The sequence below is a fragment of the Clostridium sp. AF12-41 genome, from assembly GCF_003461685.1.
Lineage (GTDB): Bacteria > Bacillota > Clostridia > Lachnospirales > Lachnospiraceae > Otoolea > Otoolea fessa.
Map to the genome: position 1 here is coordinate 111370 of NZ_QTXO01000001.1, position 24167 is coordinate 135536.

The 24167-nt window shown below is 50.6% G+C and carries 23 protein-coding genes; 21 read left to right on the forward strand and 2 right to left on the reverse strand.

Going from position 1 to position 24167, the window contains the following annotated elements:
* Positions 1 to 10: 10 nt before the first annotated feature.
* The 10 genes from yihA (at position 11) to thiI (ending at position 12023) form a co-directional block, all read left to right on the forward strand.
* Complete coding sequence (yihA, locus tag DWV73_RS00470) at positions 11 to 616, forward strand: ribosome biogenesis GTP-binding protein YihA/YsxC (RefSeq protein ID WP_117795074.1); 606 nt, start codon at positions 11 to 13, stop codon at positions 614 to 616.
* Positions 617 to 1191: 575 nt separating this feature from the next.
* Entirely contained in the window at positions 1192 to 2193 is a 1002-nt protein-coding gene (gpr, locus tag DWV73_RS00475; protein WP_022359222.1) for a GPR endopeptidase, read from the forward strand.
* An 88-nt stretch (positions 2194 to 2281) separates the two neighbouring features.
* Entirely contained in the window at positions 2282 to 3508 is a 1227-nt protein-coding gene (gene spoIIP / locus DWV73_RS00480; protein WP_117795076.1) for a stage II sporulation protein P, read from the forward strand.
* A gap of 178 nt (positions 3509 to 3686) precedes the next feature.
* The gene (gene lepA / locus DWV73_RS00485) at positions 3687 to 5501 is read left to right on the forward strand and encodes a translation elongation factor 4 (protein WP_117795078.1); all 1815 of its coding nucleotides are present in this window, start codon (positions 3687 to 3689) and stop codon (positions 5499 to 5501) included.
* Complete coding sequence (gene hemW / locus DWV73_RS00490; protein WP_117795080.1) at positions 5501 to 6757, forward strand: radical SAM family heme chaperone HemW; 1257 nt, start codon at positions 5501 to 5503, stop codon at positions 6755 to 6757. Before lepA ends, hemW begins: the two co-directional genes overlap by 1 nt.
* A gap of 92 nt (positions 6758 to 6849) precedes the next feature.
* Positions 6850 to 7611, forward strand: coding sequence for a TSUP family transporter (locus tag DWV73_RS00495; RefSeq protein ID WP_022359721.1), 762 nt, complete (start codon positions 6850 to 6852; stop codon positions 7609 to 7611).
* A gap of 273 nt (positions 7612 to 7884) precedes the next feature.
* Positions 7885 to 8841: a 50S ribosomal protein L11 methyltransferase gene (gene prmA / locus DWV73_RS00500; protein ID WP_107001601.1), complete on the forward strand. Its 957-nt coding sequence runs from the start codon at positions 7885 to 7887 to the stop codon at positions 8839 to 8841.
* Between the two features lie 2 nt (positions 8842 to 8843).
* A complete protein-coding gene (locus DWV73_RS00505) occupies positions 8844 to 9578 on the forward strand; it encodes a 16S rRNA (uracil(1498)-N(3))-methyltransferase (RefSeq protein WP_117795082.1) in 735 nt (244 codons plus the stop codon).
* A gap of 31 nt (positions 9579 to 9609) precedes the next feature.
* Positions 9610 to 10764: a cysteine desulfurase family protein gene (locus tag DWV73_RS00510; protein WP_117795084.1), complete on the forward strand. Its 1155-nt coding sequence runs from the start codon at positions 9610 to 9612 to the stop codon at positions 10762 to 10764.
* An 80-nt stretch (positions 10765 to 10844) separates the two neighbouring features.
* Entirely contained in the window at positions 10845 to 12023 is a 1179-nt protein-coding gene (thiI, locus tag DWV73_RS00515) for a tRNA uracil 4-sulfurtransferase ThiI (protein ID WP_117795086.1), read from the forward strand.
* A 210-nt stretch (positions 12024 to 12233) separates the two neighbouring features.
* Here the strand turns inward: thiI and DWV73_RS00520 are convergent, their stop codons facing one another.
* Complete coding sequence (locus DWV73_RS00520) at positions 12234 to 12464, reverse strand: HPr family phosphocarrier protein (RefSeq protein ID WP_022359725.1); 231 nt, start codon at positions 12462 to 12464, stop codon at positions 12234 to 12236.
* Positions 12465 to 12555: 91 nt separating this feature from the next.
* Here DWV73_RS00520 and mtaB point away from each other — a divergent pair, with 91 nt between their 5' ends.
* Complete coding sequence (gene mtaB / locus DWV73_RS00525; protein WP_117795088.1) at positions 12556 to 13872, forward strand: tRNA (N(6)-L-threonylcarbamoyladenosine(37)-C(2))-methylthiotransferase MtaB; 1317 nt, start codon at positions 12556 to 12558, stop codon at positions 13870 to 13872.
* A gap of 126 nt (positions 13873 to 13998) precedes the next feature.
* Here the strand turns inward: mtaB and DWV73_RS00530 are convergent, their stop codons facing one another.
* Positions 13999 to 14757, reverse strand: coding sequence for a tRNA threonylcarbamoyladenosine dehydratase (locus DWV73_RS00530; RefSeq protein WP_117795090.1), 759 nt, complete (start codon positions 14755 to 14757; stop codon positions 13999 to 14001).
* Positions 14758 to 15564: 807 nt separating this feature from the next.
* Here DWV73_RS00530 and cysK point away from each other — a divergent pair.
* The 10 genes from cysK to DWV73_RS00580 all read left to right on the forward strand — a co-directional run bounded on the left by cysK (position 15565) and on the right by DWV73_RS00580 (position 24103).
* A complete protein-coding gene (cysK, locus tag DWV73_RS00535; RefSeq protein WP_107001595.1) occupies positions 15565 to 16500 on the forward strand; it encodes a cysteine synthase A in 936 nt (311 codons plus the stop codon).
* 281 nt (positions 16501 to 16781) lie between these two features.
* Positions 16782 to 17951, forward strand: coding sequence for an ATP-binding protein (locus tag DWV73_RS00540; RefSeq protein WP_107001594.1), 1170 nt, complete (start codon positions 16782 to 16784; stop codon positions 17949 to 17951).
* Positions 17952 to 18061: 110 nt separating this feature from the next.
* Positions 18062 to 18325 (forward strand): IreB family regulatory phosphoprotein, encoded by a 264-nt coding sequence (locus DWV73_RS00545; RefSeq protein WP_022359731.1) that lies wholly within the window; start codon positions 18062 to 18064, stop codon positions 18323 to 18325.
* A gap of 107 nt (positions 18326 to 18432) precedes the next feature.
* Positions 18433 to 18870: a Holliday junction resolvase RuvX gene (gene ruvX / locus DWV73_RS00550; protein ID WP_117795092.1), complete on the forward strand. Its 438-nt coding sequence runs from the start codon at positions 18433 to 18435 to the stop codon at positions 18868 to 18870.
* 56 nt (positions 18871 to 18926) lie between these two features.
* Positions 18927 to 19229 (forward strand): DUF1292 domain-containing protein, encoded by a 303-nt coding sequence (locus tag DWV73_RS00555; protein ID WP_107001592.1) that lies wholly within the window; start codon positions 18927 to 18929, stop codon positions 19227 to 19229.
* 34 nt (positions 19230 to 19263) lie between these two features.
* Positions 19264 to 20931: a ribonuclease J gene (locus tag DWV73_RS00560; protein ID WP_022359733.1), complete on the forward strand. Its 1668-nt coding sequence runs from the start codon at positions 19264 to 19266 to the stop codon at positions 20929 to 20931.
* Between the two features lie 30 nt (positions 20932 to 20961).
* Complete coding sequence (locus DWV73_RS00565) at positions 20962 to 21375, forward strand: aminodeoxychorismate lyase (protein WP_117795094.1); 414 nt, start codon at positions 20962 to 20964, stop codon at positions 21373 to 21375.
* Positions 21362 to 22003 carry an O-methyltransferase gene (locus DWV73_RS00570; protein ID WP_022359735.1) on the forward strand — a complete coding sequence of 214 codons (642 nt, stop codon included), beginning with the start codon at positions 21362 to 21364 and terminating at the stop codon, positions 22001 to 22003. The genes DWV73_RS00565 and DWV73_RS00570 overlap by 14 nt, the downstream gene beginning before the upstream one ends.
* A gap of 14 nt (positions 22004 to 22017) precedes the next feature.
* A complete protein-coding gene (locus DWV73_RS00575) occupies positions 22018 to 23256 on the forward strand; it encodes a U32 family peptidase (RefSeq protein ID WP_117795096.1) in 1239 nt (412 codons plus the stop codon).
* Between the two features lie 34 nt (positions 23257 to 23290).
* Positions 23291 to 24103: a YdcF family protein gene (locus DWV73_RS00580; protein WP_117795098.1), complete on the forward strand. Its 813-nt coding sequence runs from the start codon at positions 23291 to 23293 to the stop codon at positions 24101 to 24103.
* Positions 24104 to 24167: the final 64 nt, after the last annotated feature.

The window sequence follows — 24167 nt, forward strand, 5'->3', positions numbered from 1 at the left end:
GAGAAAAAATATGATTATAAAAGATGTAAATCTGGAAACCGTCTGCGGTATCACCAGTAAGCTGCCGGCAAATACACAGCCTGAATTCGCGTTTGCAGGCAAATCAAACGTCGGCAAATCGTCCCTGATCAATGCGCTGATGAACCGCCGATCCTATGCGAGAACATCCTCGCAGCCGGGCAAGACCCAGACGATCAATTTTTACCATATCAACGACGCGTTTTACTACGTCGATCTGCCAGGGTACGGCTACGCGCGCGCGAGCGTCGAGGTCAAGGCAAAGTGGGGCAAGATGATTGAGAATTATCTGCACAAATCGCAGATGCTTCGCTGCGTCTTCCTGCTGATTGATATCCGTCATGAGCCGTCTTCAAACGACAAACTCATGTACGACTGGATCGTTTCCCAGGGCTTCCAGCCGATCCTGATTGCGACCAAGGCTGACAAGATCAAGCGCAGCCAGCTCCAGAAACAGTTAAAGATTCTCAGAACAGGTCTGGGAGTCGGCACCGAAGTGATGCTGATTCCGTTCTCCGCCGAGACAAAACAGGGCAGAGAAGAGATCTGGAACTATCTGGAGACGGAGATCTGGAAGGTGGAACATCCGGGGGAATAGATGCCGGTGGGTAGCTGTTCGCAGGTAGGAATTTTCTGAACTGAAAATTCCGTACGATACAGTTCCGGCAGCAGATTTTGCCGATTTGGAATGCATAGCATCGGCAAAATCCCGTTGCTGAGCACACATGTGTGAACAGTAACGCCGGTGGAGAGTGCGGACGGCGAGAAATAGAATAGAGTTTTAGAAAAATTCGAAAAATAAACGTATAAACTGCGGTATCTGACCGGATACCAGGCGGCGCCTATCCTTGCGGGCGATGTCAAATATCTGGGCTGGGTGGCGCAGTTTTTTGTTTCACAGGAAATTGCGTCCTATGAAACAAAAAAAGCGTTAGGTTTTTTTGAGAGAATAAAATATATATTTCTGGAAAATATAAAAATTGAGGTAACTGTTCAGTAGGTCTGCGCATTTACTGCGTTTTAATGAATTTTTGCGCGTGACTGTGAAGGTACTGAACAGTTACGAATTGAGAAAAATAATAAGGCTATCTTGAAGTAAAAAGTGATAGGATGGAATTTAAGCCTTATGGTGGTGCGGGTTGTGATTGAGTTGTGAGATAGAAGGGAGCAGCCATGTTTGAAAATCGGACGGATCTGGCGTTGGAGGAGAGAGAAAGTTTTGAGGGGAATGGGGGCGAAATCGGCGGTGTGGCGCTGCGGGAATGGCGCTGTCATGGCAGTTCGATCCGGATGACGGAAGTCTCGATTTTGAACGAAAAAGGTGCGGAATCAATGGGAAAGCCGATGGGAACCTACCTGACGATGGAAGATCCGGGGCTGTCGGAGACAGAGGACGCATACTGTGAGGCGGCTGCCGGGGAGTTAGGACGGCAGCTGGCGTCCCTGATCCGGAAAAACTGTGCTTCAACCATGGCCGGACTTTCGATTCTGGTAGCGGGACTGGGAAACCGGCAGGTGACGCCGGATTCGCTGGGACCGCGCGTGGTGGATGGGCTTTCGATGAACCGCCATCTGCGGACGGAGCCAGGCAGAAGAAATGGCACATACCTCTATACGGCTGAGAAAGCGGGGCGGACGGTGCATCCGGTTCTCAGCGGTATCCATCCAGGGGTGATGGCACAGACAGGGATGGAGACGGCAGAAATTGTCCGCGGCGTCGTGCGGGAGAGCCGCCCGGATCTGGTGATCGCGGTCGACGCGCTGGCGGCGCGAAACGTCCACCGTCTGGCAAGCACCATTCAGCTGACGGATACAGGAATTCATCCGGGTTCCGGCGTCGGCAACCACCGCCGGGGAATGACGCGGGAAAATCTCGGCGTGCCGGTAATCGCGATCGGCGTTCCGACGGTTGTGGGCGCGGCGGCGATCGTTCACGGGACGGTCAATGCGTTAGTGCGGACACTAACCGCCTCAAAAGAGGGCAGCCGGTACGGTGAATACATCCGGGAACTGGATTCGGACAGCCAGTATGAGCTGATCCGGGAACTTCTGGAACCTGAATTTGGAGCGATGTTTGTGACCCCGCAGGACATGGACGAGCGTATTTGCAAGCTGAGCGCAGCAATCGCCGAGGGGATCCGGCGGGCAGTGGAACGGCTGGAGGAAGAAAGATAACACTGAAAAAAATGCCAGATTGAAAAACAGAACTAAACAGGAAACTACACTTTGCTAACCGCATAGGATAGAACAGGAAAGAAGGGAGATGAATGCGGTGCGGTGGTGGCAGAGGGCAGCCGGGCTCCTGATGGTTCTGTTTTTGCTGACAGTCGGCTGGAAGATGCGTGCATTCATCTGGACAGCTGTGCAGAATGCGGTGGTAAGGTCCTGGTACCCGGTCTGGGGGACTAATTTGCGGGATATACCAGATTCGGAGGAGGGGAAAAGGCATAGACTTGCCGGGTGGAAGAAACAGACACAGGGAGAAGCCGATCCGTCCTATTATAAATATCTGGAAGAACAGGAAGTCCGGCAGGAGTATATGGATTTCCTGGCACAGTTTTCCGGGAGTAGGCTGGTGGATGGAACTTTACTTGGAAAATGGAACGGGCTTGTTCATGGAAGTGGGAGACAGGGCGGCGGAGAGACAGACGAAGAGAGGCTGTATAGTGCTGGAAAGAATGGAGAAAAGACAGAGAGGGCAAATCCTGCCGCACTGGTGGACAGCCCGCGTCTGCGGAAAAAGCTGGAAGATTATGATTATCTGATCCAGCATTTTTTTACAATCCACCCGACGGCATCGATTGACCGGAGCCTGATGAACGCAGAGACATTTTTATCGATGGATCTGACAATCAGGAAGGACGAGGCGGACGGACCACAGATCTTGATTTATCATACCCATTCGCAGGAAAATTATAGAGATTATGCGGGAAGCGACGGAAAGGGAGCGGTGGTGTCTCTGGGGGAAGAGCTGGCAAAACGGCTGCGGGCGAAAGGATATCAGGTCTGGCACGATACAACTGCCTATGATATGAAGTCGGGGCATCTAGACCGGAGCCGTGCCTATACATATGCCTGCGAGGGTGTCACGAACCTTTTGCAGAAATACCCGTCGATTCAGGTGATTTTAGATGTGCACCGGGACGGTGTCAGCGAGCAGACGCATCTAGTCACGCAGATAGAAGGGAAACCAACGGCACAGATCATGTTTTTCAACGGTACCAGCGAAACGCCGGACGGACCGATCGAGTATCTGGCAAATCCCTGCCGGAAGGAAAATCTGGCGTTCAGTTTTCAGATGAAGTGGAATGCCGATCAGATATATCCTGGGTTTACGCGGACGATTTATTTAAAGGGGCTTCGTTACAATCTGCATCTACGCCCGCGCTCGGCGTTGATCGAGGTCGGAGCACAGACGAATACATATGAAGAGGCGGTCAATGCGATGGATCCGCTGGCGCAGCTTCTGGATCAGGTGCTGACAGGCTAATGGCAAGGCTTTTAGTCAAGGCTTTTTCTATTTCAGGACTTGCGGCGTACCTGAAAAAATGGTATATTCATTTAGATCAGGTGTTATTTATTATAAAAGATGATTTTAAATAAAAAATAAGATATCGCAGCAAACATTTTGCTGCCAAACAAAGTGATACAGAGAGAGGAATGAACGGATGGCAATTATAGATCAGAGCAAAATCAGAAATTTCTGCATCATTGCACATATCGATCACGGCAAATCAACGCTGGCAGATCGTATTATTGAGATGACGGGACTTTTAACGAGCCGTGAGATGCAGGCGCAGGTGCTTGATAACATGGATCTGGAGCGGGAGAGAGGTATTACCATCAAGTCGCAGGCAGTCCGCACGGTATATAAGGCGAAAGACGGTCAGGAGTACATTTTTAACTTAATCGACACGCCTGGACATGTGGACTTTAACTACGAGGTTTCCCGAAGCCTGGCGGCGTGCGACGGCGCGATTCTGGTTGTGGATGCGGCACAGGGAATCGAGGCGCAGACGCTGGCGAATGTATATCTGGCGCTGGATCATGATCTGGAGGTCATTCCGGTGTTAAATAAGATCGATCTGCCGAGTGCGGATCCGGAGCGCGTGGCAGCGGAGATCGAGGATGTGATCGGTCTGGAGGCGTCAGATGCACCGCGCATTTCTGCGAAGACCGGCTTAAATGTCGAGGCAGTTCTGGAGGAGATCGTGCAGAAGATCCCGGCACCGGCGGGCGATCCGGAGGCATCGCTGCAGGCGCTTATTTTCGACTCCCTGTATGATTCTTACAAGGGCGTTATCGTATTCTGCCGTGTGAAGAACGGTAAGATCAAAAAAGGCACACGCATGAAAATGATGGCGACCGGAGCGGCTGCAGAGGTTGTGGAGGTTGGATATTTTGGCGCAGGTCAGTTTATTCCGTGCGAAGAGCTTTCAGCCGGTATGGTTGGCTATGTGACTGCCAGTATTAAAAATGTGCAGGATACCCGCGTGGGCGATACGATCACCGATCTGGACAACCCATGTGCAGAGCCGCTTCCGGGTTACAAGAAGGTAACGCCGATGGTATACTGCGGTCTTTATCCGGCGGATGGTGCGAAATATCCGGATCTGCGGGATGCACTGGAAAAATTGCAGCTCAACGATGCAGCGCTCTATTTTGAGCCAGAGACATCGGTAGCGCTGGGCTTTGGTTTCCGGTGTGGTTTCCTGGGGCTTCTCCATCTGGATATTATCCAGGAACGCCTGGAACGCGAGTACAATCTGGATCTTGTGACAACGGCGCCGGGCGTTGTATACCGGGTGCACAAGACGAACGGCGATATGATTGAGCTGACGAACCCGTCAAACCTGCCGGATCCGTCCGAGATTGCCTATATGGAAGAGCCGATCGTGTCGGCGGAGATCATGGTTACGACCGAGTTTGTCGGTGCGATCATGACGCTGTGCCAGGAGCGCCGCGGCGTTTACCTGGGAATGGAGTATATTGAGGCGAGCCGTGCGCTGCTGAAATATGAACTTCCGTTAAATGAGATTATTTATGATTTCTTCGATGCATTGAAATCGCGCTCCCGCGGTTACGCGTCGTTTGATTATGAGTTAAAGGGCTACGAGGAATCCAAGCTGGTAAAACTGGATATTCTCGTCAACCGCGAGGAAGTGGACGCGCTCTCTTTCATCGTATTCGAAGGTTCGGCATATGAGCGCGGCAGAAAAATGTGCGAGAAGCTCAAGGATGAGATTCCGCGTCATTTATTTGAGATTCCAATCCAGGCGGCGGTCGGTGGAAAGATCATTGCCCGCGAGACGGTCAAGGCAATGCGGAAGGACGTTCTGGCAAAATGCTACGGCGGCGATATTTCCCGAAAGAGAAAACTTCTGGAGAAGCAGAAGGAAGGAAAGAAACGTATGCGTCAGATCGGAAACGTAGAGATTCCGCAGAAGGCATTTATGAGCGTCCTGAAGCTGGACGAGGAATAATGGAATTATATATACACATCCCGTTCTGCGTCCGCAAATGCCGTTACTGTGATTTTCTTTCGTTTGCGTCCGATGCGTGCGTGCGGGAAAAATATGTGGATCAGCTGATCCGGGAGATTGAAAGCATTCCGGAAGAGGATGCAGGGCAGTGTCCTGAAAATGCGGCGCCGCCGCTAAACCTGACAGGGCGGACGGTGGAGACGATCTTTATCGGCGGCGGAACGCCGTCCCTGCTTCCACCATCGGCGATTGAGCGGATTCTGGCAGCCGTCCGGCAGGTCTTTCGGGTAGAGCCGGATGCGGAGATCACGATGGAGGCGAATCCGGGGACATTGACACCGGATTCGGCAGCCGGTTACCGGAATGCAGGGGTCAGCCGCCTGAGTCTGGGGCTGCAGTCGGCTTCGGAGGAGGAATTGCGGCTTTTAGGGCGGATTCATACGCGGGAGCAGTTTTTGCAGAGCTTTCGTGCTGCGCGGGACGCTGGATTTGACAATATCAATGTCGATCTGATGTCGGCACTTCCGGGACAGTCGGAGGAGAGCTGGCAGGAGACGCTGCGGTTCGTCTGCGACCTGGAACCGGAACATATTTCCGCGTACAGCCTGATTGTGGAAGAAGGCACGCCGTTATATGAAGAGTACGGGGAGATGTGCGCGGATCTGGAGAAATACGGCGATTACGCCTCTATGCCAAAGCGTTTACAGACGAAGTATGAAAACTGCAAATGTCTGCCGGATGAGGAGACAGACCGGAATATGTACCATCATACGAAAACAACGCTGGCGAAGCGGGGCTATGAGCGGTATGAGATTTCCAATTATGCCAGACCGGGCTATGCCTGCCGCCACAACATCGGTTACTGGACCGGCGTGGAGTATCTGGGGCTTGGTCTGGGGGCGTCCTCGCTGGCGGGCGGGAAACGCTTTCAGGTGACGGCGGATTTGAACCGTTATCTGACGTTTACGAAAGAAGAGCTGGCAGCGGGCGCACAGTATGAGGAAATACACGAACTGAGCCGTCAGGAGCGGATGGAAGAATTTATGTTTTTGGGGCTGCGGCTGACCGGCGGCGTCCGGACGGCAGAGTTTGAACGTCGGTTTGGCGTGACGATGGAAGCGGTGTACGGCGAGGTGATCGAGAGGCTTTTGAAAGAAGGATTGCTGGAAGCGTCAGCCCAAACAGATAGCCATGTCCGCCTGACCGAATATGGCTTGGATGTCAGTACCTATGCACTGGCGGAGTTTTTGCAATAAGAATAGAAATGTATGCCCGGAGTGCTTTTTGATTTCTGTTTTGCGACGGCAGGAGGAATTTGGGCGTGCATGAAAATTTTGGAGGATGTAGCATGGATTGCACGATACTGCAGTTTATAATCGTCTGCCCGATGGTATTTCTGGCAGGCTTTGTGGATGCGATCGCAGGGGGAGGCGGATTGATTTCACTTCCGGCGTACCTGATCGCCGGGGTTCCGACCCATATGGCGCTCGGAACCAACAAAATGAGTTCCATGATGGGAACGGCAATCGCGACCGGGCGGTTTGCCAAAAACGGTTACATACAGTTTAAGAAGGTGGTCTGGTTTATCGTGGCGGCGCTGATCGGTTCTTCGATCGGTTCGAACCTGACTCTGTTAGTCAGCGATAAGATTTTACAGTATATGATGATCGTGATTCTTCCGATTGTTGCATTTTATGTTATGCGGAATAAGAAAATGGGCGATGATTCGCTGGCGGGCACCCTGCCGGAGCGGAAATCATTCCTGATTGCGCTGGCATCCGCGCTGATCATCGGTATTTATGATGGCTTTTACGGACCGGGAACCGGAACTTTCCTGCTGCTGGTGCTCACAGGAGCGGCGCGCTATACGATGAAAGAGGCGGCGGGTACGACAAAGGCGATCAATCTTTCGTCTAATGTGGCGGCGTTTGTCACATTTGTGATTCACGGCAAGATCATTTACACGCTGGGGCTGGCTGCGGCGATCTGCAGTATTTTAGGAAATTATATCGGTTCCGGCCTGGTAATGGGAAATGGACAGAAGATCGTGCGCCCGCTGATTCTAGTGGTGCTGGCGATCCTGTTTGTGAAGATTTTATCGGGAAATTAGAAAAGAAAATTAGAACGATTAGGCGGATTCATTCGTTTGACAGTTACTGTTCACGCATACGTGCCCAGTAACGGAATTTGCCGTGGCTTCGCATTTAAATACGGCAAATTCCTGCTGCCACCACGTTTTCTTACGGCACTTTCGGTTCCAAAAGTGCCTACCTGTGAACAGTAACATTTGACACATTTACAGTGAAAATGATGAAAAAATAGCTGCGTGATGAAACGTGAATGTTTGGATGATAAGTCATTTCAATAAAGAGAGGTAACGAACATGAAATGGAAGAAATTTACGCTGACGACCACCACAGAGGCGGTGGATCTCATCAGCTACACATTGGATGAACTCGGCATCGAGGGCATTGAGATTGAGGACAATATCCCGCTGACCGAGAAAGAGACGAAGGGAATGTTCATCGACATTCTGCCGGAGCTTCCGCCGGATGAGGGCGTGGCGAAGGTAAGTTTTTATCTCGATGAGGATGATGATATCCCGGCGATGATGGCGAAAGTCAAAGAGGCGCTGGAAGAATTGAAGCCGTTTACCGATCTGGGCGCCTGCACGTTTGCAGAATCCGAGACGGAGGATAAGGACTGGATCAACAACTGGAAACAGTATTTCAAACCGTTTACGGTCGATCACATCCTCATCAAGCCGACTTGGGAGACAGTGCCGGAGGAGCACAAGGACAAGCTGCTGATTCAGATCGATCCGGGTACGGCGTTTGGTACGGGCATGCATGAGACAACGCAGCTGTGCATCCGCCAGCTCGAGAAATACGTGACACCGGATTCAGAGGTGCTTGATGTCGGAACCGGAAGCGGTATCTTAGGCATCACGGCGTTAAAACTGGGCGCAAAACATGTATTTGGAACGGATCTGGATGAAAATGCGATCACAGCCGTTGGCGAGAATCTGGAAGCAAACGGAATCGCACCGGAGCAGTTCAAGGTCGTACAGGGCAACATCATCGACGATAAAGCAGTGCAGGACGAGGTAAAATACGAGTATTACGACATTGCGGTTGCCAACATCCTGGCAGACGTTATCATCATGCTGCAGAAAGAGATCCCGGTTCATATTAAGAAAAATGGTATCTTCATCACATCGGGTATCATTGATATGAAGGAAGAGGCAGTCAAGGCGGCATTTGAGGCGAACGATGCCTTTGAGATTGTAGAGATTACCCATCAGGGCGAGTGGGTTTCTGTGACAGCGAGGAAGAAATAATCATGTACCATTTTTTTGTGGAACCGCACCAGATCGGGGCGGAAGAAATCCGGATTGAGGGCGCGGATGTCAACCATATTCGCAATGTTCTGCGGATGAAGCCGGGCGAGGAGATCCTGATCAGCAGCCGTGAGGGCGGCGACTATTTCTGCCGCGTGGAAGAACTGGAACCAGAGTATGTTTCGGCAAAGATTCTGGAAGAATGGGAAAACAAAGAGCTTCCGGCGCGGATTCACCTGTTCCAGGGGCTTCCGAAGGGCGATAAGATGGAACTGATCATCCAGAAGGCGGTGGAGCTGGGGGCATACCGGGTGGTTCCGGTCAGCATGAAGCGCTCGGTTGTCAAGCTGGATGCGAAAAAAGCGGACGCGAAGAGAAAACGCTGGAATGCGGTTTCTGAGAGCGCCGCGAAGCAGTCCAAGCGCAGCCTTATCCCGGAGGTGGCGCCGCTTATGACCTACAAAGAGGCGGTCAAAGAGGCAGCCGGGTACGATATGGTTCTTCTGCCATATGAGTCGGCGGACGGCATCCGGAAAACGAGGGAACTGCTGGCGTCGGTCAAGCCGGGGACGGATATCGCCGTTTTCATCGGTCCGGAGGGCGGTTTTGAGGACGAAGAAGTCGAGCTTGCCAGGGAAAACGGGGCGGAGATCGTAACGCTTGGAAAGAGAATTTTGCGGACGGAGACGGCAGGCTTGTGTATGCTGTCGGCACTGATGCTGCAGTTGGAAGTGTAATTGGAAAATTACAAAGGAGATAGAGATAAAAATGGAAGCCTATTTTGATAATTCAGCGACCACCAAGGTGCTGGACTGCGTAAAGGATGCGGTCGTTGATGCAATGTGCGTCAACTACGGAAACGCGGCGGCGAAGCACAGAAAAGGTGTGGAAGCAGAAAATTTGATTCGCGAGGCAAAGAAGGCGATCGCGGATACACTGAAAGTGCAGGAGAAGGAGATTCTCTTTACTTCCGGCGGAACAGAGTCGAACAATACGGCGCTGATCGGCACGGCGCTGGCAAACCGCAGAGCCGGAAAACACCTTATCACGACCGGTGTGGAACATCCGTCGATCTACAATACGATGTCATTTTTGGAGGAGATGGGCTTTGAGGTGACCTATCTTCCGGTCGATCATCTGGGACATATTTCTCTGGAGGATCTGGAAAAAGCTATCCGCGAGGACACGATCCTGGTGTCTGTGATGTACGTCAATAACGAGGTCGGAGCAGTAGAGCCGATCGAGGCGATCAGCCAGTGCATCAAGAAGAAAAATCCGAAGACATTGTTCCATGTCGATGCGATCCAGGCATATGGGAAATATAAGATCCGTCCGAAAAAACAGGGAATTGACCTGCTTTCCGTCAGCGGACACAAGATCCATGCGCCGAAGGGCGTCGGATTCCTTTATATCCGCGACGGTGTCAAGATCCGCCCGATTCTGTTTGGCGGCGGCCAGCAGAAGGGCATGCGTTCCGGTACGGAAAATGTGCCGGGGTGTGTCGGACTCGGCGTGGCAGCACGCGAGGCGTACAAAGATTTTGATGCACGCATCGAAAAGCTGTATACACTCCGGGAGCACCTGATTGCGGGATTGAAACCGCTCGGCGGCGTCACCATCAACGGCAGTGAGGACCGCACCAACGCGCCGCAGATCGTCAGCGCCAGCTTTGAGGGCGTCCGCAGCGAGGTACTTCTCCATGCGCTGGAGGACAAAGGGGTTTATGTATCGTCCGGTTCCGCCTGCTCGTCCAATCATCCGGGCATCAGCGGTACTTTAAAGGGAATCGGCGTGAAAAAAGAACTTCTCGATTCGACGATCCGGTTCAGTCTGGGTGATTTGAATACCGAGGAAGAAGTAGACTATGCGATCGGCGTTCTGGGAGAACTGCTTCCGGTACTGCGCCGTTACCAGATGAAATAAAATGGCTGTTTAAAGAATGGCTGTTCAGTTTTTTTGCGGGAAAGCAGAAGAATGACAGCCTGTTGTAGAAAGGGAATTCCATGTTTCATACATTTTTGATTAAATATGCGGAGATTGGCCTGAAAGGTAAAAACCGCTATGTATTCGAGGACGCGCTGGTGTCCCACATCCATCACTCGTTAAAACGTCTTGATGGAAAATTTACCGTAACCAAGGAGGCAGGGCGTATCTATGCGACCGCAGCGGAAGAATTTGATTACGATGAGGTCATCGACGCACTGAAAAAGGTATTCGGTATTGCGGCGATCTGTCCGATGGTCCAGTTAGAGGACAACGGCTATGACGACCTGAAAGCGAAGATTGTTGAGTATGTGGACAAAGCATACCCAGATAAACACTTTACGTTCAAGGTAAACACCCGCCGTGCCAACAAACAGTATCCGCATACCTCCGAGGAAGTCAACCGCGATCTCGGTGAGGTCATTCTGGACGCATTCCCGGAGACAAAGGTAGACGTACACAATCCGGATGTTCTTTTAAATGTGGAACTGCGTGCAAAACGTATCAACGTATACTCTCTGGTGATTCCGGGACCGGGCGGTATGCCGGTCGGAACCAATGGACGCGCGATGCTGCTTTTATCCGGCGGTATCGACAGCCCGGTGGCAGGATACATGATCGCAAAACGCGGCGTTACCATCGAGGCAACCTATTTCCATGCGCCGCCATACACCAGCGACCGTGCAAAACAGAAAGTAGTCGATCTGGCAAAGCAGGTAGCAAAATACGCAGGTCCGATCAAATTAAACGTAGTCAATTTCACAGATATCCAGCTCTACATCTACGAGCAGTGCCCGCATGAGGAGCTGACGATTATCATGCGCCGCTACATGATGAAGATCGCGGAAGAGCTGGCGAAGAAAGACGACTGTCTCGGACTCATCACCGGCGAGAGCATTGGTCAGGTAGCATCCCAGACGGTTCATTCCCTGGCGGTTACCAATGCAGTCTGCACACTTCCGGTCTTCCGCCCGCTGATCGGTTTCGACAAACAGGATATCGTCGATATTTCCTTGAAAATCGGTACCTACGAGACATCGATCGAGCCGTATGAAGATTGCTGCACCATCTTCGTAGCCAAACACCCGGTTACCAAGCCGGTCCTGCACCTGATTGAAAAATCCGAGCGCAATCTGGAAGAGAAGATAGATGCGCTGGTAAAAGAGGCGATCGATACGGTTGAGGTTATCCGGTGCTAGTCATATATAAAAAAAGAATGTGCCTTGGCACATTCGGGCGTCTCGCGCGGTCGCTTGCGACAGTTTTTTGCTTCGCGCGAGTGCGCATCATCGCGGAGTGTTTTTTATAGGACGCAGTTCTCTATGAAAAAAAGAACCGCTGCAAAGCGAGTTGCTTAACAGCGGTTTTTTTCGTTTCAAACAGAACCATCTCGATCGTTCTAATGGTTGCTATACAATGTACGGAGCCAATGTCGTTAAGATCTCATCGATCTGGTTCTCAGAATGGATGTTTAAATCGATCGGTTTAGACAGATCCAGACTGAAGATACCCATGATGGATTTAGCGTCAATCACATAACGTCCGGAAACAAGGTCAAAATCTACGTCGAACTTAGCTAAGTCGTTGACGAAGGATTTAACTTTATCGATCGAGTTTAAAGAAATACGAACTGTTTTCATGAAAAAAACCTCCTCTATCTACAATAATACTTTTATACTACAAAGTAATCTGACAAAAGTCAAGAGAGGATTCAATTTAAAGGAGATAAAAATGAGAAAAGCGGCATTCCACAATCTGGGCTGCAAGGTGAACTCGTATGAGACGGAAGCCATGCAGCAGCTCTTAGAGGATGCAGGATATGAGATTGTGCCGTTCCGGGAAGGAGCGGATGTTTATATTATCAACACGTGTTCCGTGACGAATGTTGCCGACCGGAAATCGCGCCAGATGCTGCACCGGGCAAAGAAAATGAACCCGTCGGCGGCTGTTGTGGCGGTCGGCTGTTATGTGCAGGCAGCAGGCGCGGAGCTGAAAAAAGATGAGGCGGTCGATCTGATCGTCGGCAATAACCAGAAAAAAGATCTGGTACAGATCCTGGATGATTATTTTGCAGATCACGAAAACAGCGGTGAGATTCTGGATATCGGACATTCACAGGAATACGAAGAACTCTATATCCGCCGGATTGCTGACCATACGCGTGCCTTTATCAAGGTACAGGACGGCTGCAACCAGTTTTGCAGCTATTGTATTATACCATATACGAGAGGACGCGTCCGCAGCCGCCGCCCGGAGGACATCGAGCACGAGGTGCGCGGGATTGCGGAAGCCGGATACAAGGAAATTGTCTTGACAGGTATCCATTTAAGCTCCTATGGTGTCGATTTCAAGGATGAGCAGAAAGAAAATCTGCTGACTTTAATCAAACGTCTCGACCAGATTCCGGGCATTGAGCGCCTGCGCCTCGGTTCTCTTGAACCACGTATCGTAACCCGCGAATTTGCCAAAGAGCTGGCGAGGCTGCGGACCATCTGCCCGCACTTCCATCTGTCACTCCAGAGTGGCTGTGACGCGACTTTAAAGCGCATGAACCGCCGCTACAACGCTGCTGAATATCAGGCGTGCTGTGAAATTCTGCGGGAAGAATTTGACAATCCGGCGATCACGACCGATGTCATCGTAGGATTCCCGGGCGAGACCGAAGAAGAATTTGCCGAAACAGAACGCTTCTTAAAAGCGATCCATTTCTATGAAATGCATATATTCAAATACTCCCGCCGCGCAGGCACCCGCGCCGCCGATATGCCGGATCAGATACCAGAAGGAACCAAATCCGTCCGTAGCGATATCCTGCTGGCACTGGAAAAACAGCAGTCCTTAGAATACCGCGGGCGCTTCCTCGGAACCGAAGAAGAAATCCTTCTCGAAGAACCAATCGAGATTGACGGAACCAAATACATGATGGGACACACCCGCCAGTACGTCAAAGGTGCCGTTCCATACGAAGAAGGATTAAAAAATAAGACGGTGAAGGGAATCTTCACGAAGGCACTGAATGAAGAGGTGCTTTTACTGGAAAAAGAATAAAAGACAGAAAACGAAAAAACCAATGATACCCCCAAGATGGGATTCATTGGTTTTTTACATACATATAAAATTAAAAAAAATGACATAAATAGAATATATCGGCTTAACAAATTAATCAGTAAGCAATCAATGAACCCCAACGAGATCCTTAATAACTTCCCCAGCAATAATCAGTCCCACTACTGACGGTACAAACGAGATACTCCCCGGAATCTGCCGTCTGGCGGTACAGCTGCGTGCGGTTCCCGGCGGGCAGACACAGTGGGAACGGCAGGAGGTAGCCATATCATCCACCGGCGTCAGTGGTTTTTCTTTCGAATAAACCACTTTCAGCTTCTTGATCCCGCGTTTTTTCAGCTCCCGCCGCATGACCTTCGCGAGAGGACAAACAGAGGTTTTATTAATATCGGTCACCTCAAAAGCGGTCGGATCCAGTTTGTTTCCGGCGCCCATCGAGCTGATGATCGGCGTGTGGCTTGCCTCTGCCTGTTCTACCAGCATCAGTTTTCCCGTTACGGTGTCGATTGCGTCGATCACGTAGTCATACTGGGAAAAATCAAATTCCTTCGCGGTATCCGGCATATAGAATGTCTTGTAGGTGTGGATAACCGCATGCGGGTTGATGGATTTGATGCGTTCCTCAGCGACATCGACCTTGTACTTTCCGATGGTGGAGGTGGTTGCGATGATCTGACGGTTGATGTTGGTTAAGCAGACCTTGTCATCGTCGATGAGATCAAGCGTGCCGACGCCGCTGCGCGCGAGGGCCTCCACCGCATAGCCGCCGACTCCGCCGATGCCGAAGATGGCAACGCGTGCTTTTGATAAACGCTCCATGGCATCCCTGCCGAGGAGAAGTTCCGTTCGTGAAAATGAATTTAACATATGATACTCCCTTATAATATATTCTGTCAGTAGCTTCACAGTCACAACTGTGCTATACTAGATAATAGCAGGCTCTGTTTCTGAACGTTTTTTACCCATCAGTTCGGTATTTTATTGTAAAGGTGCGGTCTGCGTTTGTCAAGAAAGACATGAAGAAACGTCACAAAGTGTGCAAATAATCGTTACTGTTCACGGGTAGGCACTTTTGGAACCGAAAGTGCCGTAAGAAAACGTGGTGGAAGCAGGAATTTGCCGTATTTAAATGCGAAGCCACGGCAAATTCCGTTACTGGGCACGCGTGCGTGAACAGTAACAACAGGCAAAAAAGGGTTGACAGATATTGCATAAAGTGATAACATACCTACTAAGTCGATGGGAAAAAGAAAAGGAGTGAAGATCATGAAAGCAGTCAATGGTTTTTGGATGAATACGATGTGTTGCAGCAATGTTTGTACCTGTATGGATCGATGTTGTTGTCGCATTTGTGTACGCGAAAACCAGAAAGCTGGACTTCGGTAAGCGGGGTTTCCGGGGAAAACGGGTTTCGTGAATCTTTTTATTCATAAGGGTTAAGGATATAGAAAGAGCGCATCCGCGTACACAGAAAAACAAGCAGGACAGGCGGCAGAAAAGCTGGATTGGACGGGTGGGAAATGTGTATAGAGGATGGGCTCTTTTCGCATTTTAAACTTCTTTTGGAGCGAGTTTTTCAAATTGGAAATGAGTTCTGGAAAAAAGAAGAATCTATAGAAATCTATAAAAATTAAAAAATATAAAAATCATCACAGATATTAGGAGGAAATCATCATGGCAAACATTTATAAGGGAACACTGGGGCTGGTAGGAAACACACCGTTAGTTGAGGTTGTGAATGTTGAGAAAGCGCTGGGACTGGAAGCAACGGTTCTGGTAAAACTGGAGTATTTAAACCCGGCTGGAAGCGTGAAGGATCGTATTGCAAAAGGCATGATTGAGGATGCAGAGAAGAGAGGTGTCCTGAAAGAGGGTTCTGTCATCATCGAGCCGACTTCCGGCAATACCGGTATCGGTTTGGCGTCCATCGCAGCAGCGAAGGGATATCGCATCATCCTGACGATGCCGGAGACGATGAGCGTGGAGCGCCGCAACATTCTGAAAGCGTACGGTGCAGAGATTGTCCTGACTGAGGGCGCAAAGGGCATGAAAGGCGCGATCGAGAAGGCAGAAGAGCTGGCAAAAGAGACACCGGGCAGCTTCTTAGCCGGTCAGTTTGTCAATCCGGTCAATCCGGCGGTTCACAGAGCAACCACTGGTCCGGAGATCTGGAATGATACCGACGGAAAGGTTGATATCCTGATCGCAGGTGTTGGTACCGGCGGAACTCTGACAGGTACCGGCGAATACTTAAAATCCCAGAACCCGAATGTGAAAGTCGTAGCGCTGGAGCCAGCTTCATCCCCGGTATTAAAGACAGGCAAGGGCGGCGCACACAAGATTCAGGGTATCGGCGCCGGATTTGTACCGGATGTACTGAACACTAAGATTTATGATGAGATTTTCGAGGCGGAGAATGAGGATGCATTTGCGGCAGCAAAACTTCTGGCACACAAAGAGGGCATCTTAGTCGGTATTTCCTCCGGCGCAGCCCTGCATGGTGCGATTGAGCTGGCAAAACGCCCGGAAAATAAGGGGAAAACCATCGTAGCGATTCTTCCGGACAGCGGTGACCGCTATTATTCCACACCACTCTTTACAGAGGACTAAGAGACTAATTATAAGAGACTAATTATAGAAATAGGACTTCCCAGAATGGAGGGAGAGTGTTATAATTAACAGAAAATGAGTGACTGGTTACGTGCGCGTGAACGGTAACAAAACAGCAGAAAAACACAGGACCCGTTTGTTTGGCAGAGCACTGTCAGCGCGGATCCTGTGCTTTTGTTTCATTTCATGAGAATTGTGGTTACTGCACACGGGTAGGCACATTTTTTACATTCTTTTTCTTAAAGAGGATTTTGCAGATAACGGATACAGGAGAATATATAATGAAAACGATTACGATTGAGGAGCTGGAAGCGTTAAAGGATGCGGAGAAGACGATCGTGGACATCCGCCCGCAGGACCAGTATATGCGCGGAACTTTTCCGGGGGCGGTAAGCCTCCCGGCGTCCCGGCTGGAAGAGCAATATGAGGAAGAAACAGCCAGGTTAGACAAAATGCATCCAGTGTACGTGATGTGCCATACCGGTGAGAAGAGCCAGGAGTGGGTGCGTCGTCTGACCGGAGACGGATTTGACGCGGTCAATGTGGAGGGTGGTTACCGTGCGTGGCTGCGCCTCTCCCTCTCACGTTTCGTAGGCGGAGAATCCGAGGCGGATCGAGAGGAAAAACGGGCGAGAATTGAGCAGAGTATTATAAAAAAATTCCGCAAGCCGATCTGGCGGGCGTTTACGCGGGCGCTCAACACCTACGACCTGATTCAGGAGGGCGACAAGATCGCAGTCTGTATCTCCGGCGGCAAGGATTCCATGCTGATGGCGAAACTTTTCCAGGAATTGAAAAAACATGGAAAATTCCAGTTTGAAACCGTTTTTCTAGTGATGAATCCGGGCTACAATGCGGATAACTGGAAGATCATCCAGGACAATGCGAAACTTCTCGGCATTCCGCTGACGGTATTTGAGAGCGATATTTTCGACACGGTGGCGACGATCGAACAGAATCCGTGCTACCTTTGTGCCAGAATGCGACGCGGTCACCTCTATGCACAGGCGAAAGCGCTGGGCTGCAATAAAATTGCGCTTGGGCATCATTTTGATGATGTGATCGAGACGATCCTCATGGGAATGCTGTACAGCGGCAAGATTGAGACGATGATGCCGAAGCTGCACAGCCAGAATTTCGAGGGCATGGAGCTGATCCGTCCGATGTACCTTATCAAGGAAGATGCGGTCAAGGCGTGGCGCGATTACAACGGACTGCAGTTTATACAGTGCGCGTGTCGTTTTACTGAAAATTGCGTGAGCTGCGGAGGCGGACGCGGTTCCAAGCGCGATGAGATGAAGGAATTGATCGCCCATTTCCGCAAGGAGAGCGACGTGATCGAGAAAAATATCTTTAAGAGTGTCCACAATATCAACTTAAAGACTGTGATCGGTTACCACAAGGACGATTGGACGTACAATTTCCTGGATGATTATAATGATAAAAAATAACTTGCCGAATAGGGTAAAGTAGAGTAAAATAAAAAAGAGTAGTTTACCTGCACGCATGGATCCGCAGAGTGACAGAGCGCGGCGGGTATTTAAAAGGACGTGAAGACAAAATGGGTGATATCAGCAATACACAGTTTTTTAGAGCAGTACAGGAAGAGAAGAAGCTGGAGGCAAGCCAGGTTCTGGAACAGGTATATACAGCGCTGACGGAGAAGGGTTACAACCCGATCAATCAGATTGTAGGATATATTATGTCTGGAGATCCGACCTATATTACCAGCCACAAGAGTGCCAGAAGCCTGATTATGAAGGTAGAGCGTGACGAAATTCTGGAAGAGCTTGTGAAGGTATATATTGAGACGAAGCTTCAGTAAAGAGTGGATGCAGCACGGCAATTAAAAAGCGGAAGAGTAAACAGCTGGCGACAACAGTCCAATATCTGACGGGCTGCCAGCTTGTTTTGTTATGGAGAAAATAGAATATGAGAATTATGGGGCTTGATTTTGGATCGAAGACCACGGGAGTGGCAATCAGCGATCCGTTAAGCATTACAGCACAGGGGATTGAGACGATCACACGGAAGGATGAGAACAAACTTCGCCAGACCTGCGCCCGGATTGAAGAGCTGATCCGGGAATACGAGGTTGGGACGATTGTTTTGGGGTATCCTAAAAATATGAATAATACGCTGGGAGAGCGCGTTGAAAAGACGCTGGCATTTAAAGAGATGCTGGAACGGCGGACGAACCTTCCGGTCGTTATGTGGGACGAGCGCCTGACGACGAATGCGGCGGAGCAGATCCTGATCGAGAGTGGAGTGCGCCGGGAAAACCGGAAGAGCGTGATTGATAAGATTGCGGCAGTATTGATTTTGCAGGGATATTTGGATTTACAGGCACAAGGAAAAGCGGAAGAATAAATTATCAGTGATAAAAATCAATGATTGAAAATAAAGAATAGAAGGAGAATCATAGAATGGGAAACCTGGATTCAATGTTAGATGAACTGAATAATATGGAAAACAGCATCACGCTGAGGGATGAGAACGGCGAGGAAGTGAAGCTGTATGTCCTGGAAGAGACAAAGTTAAATGGCGAGTCCTATCTGCTGGCAAGTGATACGAAGGACGGCGATGGAGAGTGCTATCTGTTGAGAGATACATCAAAGCCGGAGGATGCAGAAGCAGCTTACGAATTTGTGGACGATGACGGAGAACTGGAGTATATGTCCAAGGTGTTTGCGGAGCTGATGAGCGATCTGGGCGTTGATATCGAATAAAAATCTAAAAATCGAATTTTTGGAGGTGCATTGATTGAAAAAGGAAACAAATCATAATAAGGTAAAGATCATACCGCTCGGTGGTCTGGAACAGATCGGTATGAATATGACTGCCTTCGAATATGAAGACAGCATTATTGTAGTAGACTGCGGTATGGCATTTCCGAGCGACGATATGCTGGGAATCGATCTGGTTATCCCGGATGTATCCTATTTAAAGAACAACATTGACAAAGTCAAGGGCTTTGTGATCACGCACGGACATGAGGACCATATCGGCGCGCTGCCGTATGTACTCCGCGATGTTCCGGCACCGGTATACGGCACCAAACTGACGATCGGACTGATTGAGAATAAATTAAAAGAGCATAATATGATGAAGACCGTCCGCCGCAAGGTCGTAAAGCACGGACAGTCCATCAATCTCGGATGTTTTCGGATTGAGTTTATCAAGACGAACCACAGTATCGCAGATGCATCGGCGCTTGCGATCTTTTCCCCGGCTGGCATTATCGTCCACACCGGCGACTTCAAGATCGATTACACACCGGTATTCGGTGAACCGGCGGATCTGCAGCGTTTTGCCGAGCTTGGAAAGAAAGGCGTGCTGGCGCTGATGTGCGACAGTACCAACGCGATCCGTCCGGGATTTACGATGTCGGAGCGCACCGTCGGCAAGACCTTTGATTCGATTTTTGCAGAGCACAAGAACAACCGGATCATCGTTGCGACGTTTGCTTCCAACGTAGACCGTGTCCAGCAGATCATCAATACGGCATACCACTATGGACGTAAGGTAGTGGTCGAGGGCCGAAGCATGGTCAATGTCATCGGCACGGCGAGCGAACTTGGATACATTAATATTCCGGAAAATACACTGATCGACATTGAACATCTGAAAAATTATAAGAAAGAGGATACCGTCCTTATCACGACCGGCAGCCAGGGCGAGTCTCTGGCTGCACTGTCCCGTATGGCGGCAGACCTGCACAAGAAGGTTTCGATCATGCCGGGCGACGTGGTTATTTTAAGTTCTACCCCGATTCCGGGCAATGAGAAAGCCGTTGCAAGAGTTATCAACGAGCTGTCGATGAAGGGCGCAGAGGTTATCAACCAGGATACCCACGTATCCGGACATGCCTGCCAGGAGGAGATCAAGCTGATGTACTCCTTAGTTCGTCCGAAATTCTCGATTCCGGTACACGGTGAGTACCGCCACCTGATGGCGCAGCGCAACCTGGCAATTTCAATGGGCATTCCGAAGGAAAATGTCATCCTGATGCGCTCAGGTGATGTGATCGAGATCGGGGACGAGGGCTACCGTGTTGCCGACCATGTACAGGCGGGCGGCATCCTGGTCGATGGTCTGGGCATCGGTGATGTCGGAAATATCGTTCTGCGCGACCGCCAGAACCTGGCACAGAATGGTATCATTATTGTGGTACTGACGTTGGAGAAATACAGCAACCAGCTCTTAGCGGGACCGGATATCGTGTCCCGAGGTTTCGTCTATGTGCGTGAGTCCGAGGATCTGATGGAAGAGGCACAGAGAATCGTGGATGAAGCCGTACAAGGCTGTCTTGAGAAGCACGTGAGCGACTGGGGCAAGATCAAGAACATTATCCGCGACAGCCTGAGTGATTTCCTATGGAAGAAGATGAAGAGAAATCCGATGATTCTTCCGATCATCATGGAAGTGTAGAAGACTGCAAAAGCAGCACGGAGGTGGCATATGAGCCGGACATCTGGGGAACCCCATATCGCAGTATCAATTCTGGACAGTGTGTTCCGGATCGTTTTTCTGGTACTGACACTGTTTCTGCTCTATGAGGGCGCAACGAAGGGTTACTGGCTGGGGCATGAGATATTTAACCCGACCGCAGTTGAGGCAGAGCCGGGAAGAATGAGAACGGTTACCATCGAGGAAAGCGAAAGCACCTCCGAGGCAGGCGAAGCGCTGGAACGCGTCGGTTTGATTAGGAGCCGCGTGGTCTTTGTGCTGCAGGCAAAGATTTATGAATACAAGATATATCCGGGAACCTATCAGTTCAGCACCGCCCAGACTTCTCTGGAGATGCTGAAGGAGATGGATGAGGCGGCAGCTTCTGCCGCCAGCCCGGAGGAGGATAAAAGTGATAGTAAATGACAGAATTACCGCCTATATCCAGTCGTTGGACGCGGGCAACGGACCGCTGCTCGACTCGATAGAGGAAGAAGCGCTGGCTGACTGCGTGCCGATCATCCGCAGGGAGACCTCCGCATTTCTGAAAACACTGATTGCTCTCAAGCGCCCGCAGTCGATTCTGGAGGTAGGAACGGCTGTGGGCTATTCGGCTTTACTGATGAGCCGTGTGATGCCGGAAAACTGCCGGATCACGACGATTGAGAAGTACGAAAAAAGAATACCGATTGCCAAGCGCAATTTTGAAAGGGCAGGAAAAGAGCCGTGCATTACTTTACTGGAAGGCGATGCGGAAGAGATACTGGGGACGCTTTCCGGCCCTTATGATTTTATATTTATGGATGCGGCTAAGGGGCAGTATATGCACTGGCTGCCTCAGATTTTGCGTCTGCTGCCGTCCGGCGGCGTTCTTCTGTCGGACAATGTCTTACAGGACGGCGATATCGTGGAATCCCGCTATGCGGTCGAGCGCCGCAACCGGACGATCCACACGCGGATGCGCGATTATTTATATGAACTGACACACATGAAAGAATTTGAGACGTCTGTCATTCCGATCGGGGATGGCGTGGCGTTAAGTGTAAAGCGATAAAAGAAAGGAAAAACATGAGAAAACTGGAACTTCTAATCCCGGCGGGCAGCCTGGACGTCCTCAAGACGGCGGTCCTTTACGGAGCCGATGCGGTCTATCTGGGCGGCGAGGCGTTTGGTCTGCGGGCAAAGGCGAAGAATTTTACGAACGAAGAGATCAAAGAGGGCATTGCGTTCGCCCATGAGCGAGGCGTCAAAGTATATATTACAGCAAATATTTTTGCACATAATGATGATTTAGCCGGTGTGGAAGAATATTTCACAGAACTGAAAGAAATCAAGCCGGATGCGCTGATTATTTCCGATCCGGGTGTCTTTGAGATTGCCAGATGCATTCTCCCGGATATGGAGATCCATATCAGCACACAGGCAAATAATACAAACTACGGGACATTCCTTTTCTGGTATAAACAGGGCGCGAAGCGCGTGGTAACGGCGCGGGAGCTGTCCTTGAAGGAGATTCGCGAGATCCGCGAACATATTCCGGAGGATATGGAGATTGAGAGCTTCATCCACGGAGCGATGTGCATTTCCTATTCAGGACGATGTCTTCTCAGCAATTTTCTGACGGGGCGCGACGCGAACCAGGGCGCCTGTACTCATCCGTGCCGCTGGAAATATGCGGTGGCGGAGGAGACAAGACCGGGCGAGTGGATGCCGGTCTATGAAAATGAGCGCGGCAGCTATATTTTCAACTCCCGCGACCTGTGCATGATTGAGCACATTCCGGAGATGGTCGAAGCAGGAATCGACAGCTTCAAGATCGAGGGACGCATGAAGACAGCACTCTATGTGGCAACCGTGGCGAGAACCTACCGAATCGCAATCGACGATTATCTGGAAAGCCCGGAAAAATACCAGTCCAAGATGGAGTGGTATAAGAGTGAGATCCGCAAATGTACCCACCGGGAATACATCACCGGATTTTATTTCCATAAACCGGGTACCGAGTCGCAGGTATACGGAAGCAATACTTATGTAAAACCGTACACCTATCTGGGAACGGTCGGCGCTGTGCGCGGGGATGGCCTGGTTCATCTGGAGCAGAAGAATAAATTCAGCGTGGGAGAGACGATCGAGATCATGAAGCCGGACGGACGTAACCTGCGTGTGGAAGTGAAAGGCATCTTTACCGAGGATGGAACCGCGCAGGAGAGCGCACCGCACCCGAAGCAGCAGCTCTGGGTAGACTTAGGCGGTATGGCGGAGCCGCAGGATATCCTGCGGCGTGAGGACGAAGCGCTGGATTTGTAAAGGTGCGGCTGGATGGACATCAGGAGGATGACAGATGGTTTGGTTTTTAGGAGGAACGGCGGTCCTGTGCCTGTTATATTATATCATAATTGTTATTTATTCAGGTATTTCGACTTCGTTTGCCTTGATCTGGCCCTGCTTGGCGATCTTTTTGGGACTTCTGGCGGCTGGATGGTGGTTTGGCAGCCAGCATGAGGGCAGGATCCCCGTGTGGATCGGCGTTTCCGTCGGGACAGTATGTGCGGCGGGATTTCTGATTCTGGTGATCACGGAGGTTTTGATCGGCTGGAGCGCCATTACGGCGACGGGACAGCCGGCGGACTATGTGATCGTGCTGGGAGCACGTGTGCGCGGCACCAAGATCAGCAATTCCCTAAAGCAGCGTCTGGATCGGGCGATCGAGTATTCGGAGGAATATCCGAACACGGTTCTGGTGCTTTCCGGCGGAAAAGGTCCGGGCGAGGAGATCAGCGAGGCGCGGGCGATGTACGAATATTTACAGTACAACGGGATTCCGGAGGATAAGCTGCTGATTGAAGACCAGTCCTCCGACACGGTGCAGAACATCGAGTTCAGCCGGACGGTGATCGACCGGCAGGAATACAACAAGGCGCAGGCGGCGCGGGCACACCTGATGGAGTTTTACCGTGAGCGCCCGGACGGCGATACCATCCGGATCGGGATTCTGACGAGCAATTACCATGTGTTCCGGGCGGAGGCGATCGCGCGCAGACAGGAGATCGAGCCGGTCGGCGTGGCAGCTGCGTGCGACCCGGTGCTGGCGGTGCACCTGTGGCTGCGGGAGGCATTTGCCGTACTAAAAGACAAATTTATGGGAAGACTGTAAAAAAAAAGAAAAAAAGGTGCGATTCAACGTTACTGTTCACGTATGCGTGAACAGTAACGATTCA

Coding starts and splice junctions, on each gene's coding strand:
- yihA (WP_117795074.1), top strand. CDS start 11: ATGATTATAAAAGATGTAAATCTGGAAACCGTCTGCGGTATCACCAGT.
- gpr (WP_022359222.1), top strand. CDS start 1,192: ATGTTTGAAAATCGGACGGATCTGGCGTTGGAGGAGAGAGAAAGTTTT.
- spoIIP (WP_117795076.1), top strand. CDS start 2,282: ATGAATGCGGTGCGGTGGTGGCAGAGGGCAGCCGGGCTCCTGATGGTT.
- lepA (WP_117795078.1), top strand. CDS start 3,687: ATGGCAATTATAGATCAGAGCAAAATCAGAAATTTCTGCATCATTGCA.
- hemW (WP_117795080.1), top strand. CDS start 5,501: ATGGAATTATATATACACATCCCGTTCTGCGTCCGCAAATGCCGTTAC.
- DWV73_RS00495 (WP_022359721.1), top strand. CDS start 6,850: ATGGATTGCACGATACTGCAGTTTATAATCGTCTGCCCGATGGTATTT.
- prmA (WP_107001601.1), top strand. CDS start 7,885: ATGAAATGGAAGAAATTTACGCTGACGACCACCACAGAGGCGGTGGAT.
- DWV73_RS00505 (WP_117795082.1), top strand. CDS start 8,844: ATGTACCATTTTTTTGTGGAACCGCACCAGATCGGGGCGGAAGAAATC.
- DWV73_RS00510 (WP_117795084.1), top strand. CDS start 9,610: ATGGAAGCCTATTTTGATAATTCAGCGACCACCAAGGTGCTGGACTGC.
- thiI (WP_117795086.1), top strand. CDS start 10,845: ATGTTTCATACATTTTTGATTAAATATGCGGAGATTGGCCTGAAAGGT.
- DWV73_RS00520 (WP_022359725.1), bottom strand. CDS start 12,464: ATGAAAACAGTTCGTATTTCTTTAAACTCGATCGATAAAGTTAAATCC.
- mtaB (WP_117795088.1), top strand. CDS start 12,556: ATGAGAAAAGCGGCATTCCACAATCTGGGCTGCAAGGTGAACTCGTAT.
- DWV73_RS00530 (WP_117795090.1), bottom strand. CDS start 14,757: ATGTTAAATTCATTTTCACGAACGGAACTTCTCCTCGGCAGGGATGCC.
- cysK (WP_107001595.1), top strand. CDS start 15,565: ATGGCAAACATTTATAAGGGAACACTGGGGCTGGTAGGAAACACACCG.
- DWV73_RS00540 (WP_107001594.1), top strand. CDS start 16,782: ATGAAAACGATTACGATTGAGGAGCTGGAAGCGTTAAAGGATGCGGAG.
- DWV73_RS00545 (WP_022359731.1), top strand. CDS start 18,062: ATGGGTGATATCAGCAATACACAGTTTTTTAGAGCAGTACAGGAAGAG.
- ruvX (WP_117795092.1), top strand. CDS start 18,433: ATGAGAATTATGGGGCTTGATTTTGGATCGAAGACCACGGGAGTGGCA.
- DWV73_RS00555 (WP_107001592.1), top strand. CDS start 18,927: ATGGGAAACCTGGATTCAATGTTAGATGAACTGAATAATATGGAAAAC.
- DWV73_RS00565 (WP_117795094.1), top strand. CDS start 20,962: ATGAGCCGGACATCTGGGGAACCCCATATCGCAGTATCAATTCTGGAC.
- DWV73_RS00575 (WP_117795096.1), top strand. CDS start 22,018: ATGAGAAAACTGGAACTTCTAATCCCGGCGGGCAGCCTGGACGTCCTC.
- DWV73_RS00580 (WP_117795098.1), top strand. CDS start 23,291: ATGGTTTGGTTTTTAGGAGGAACGGCGGTCCTGTGCCTGTTATATTAT.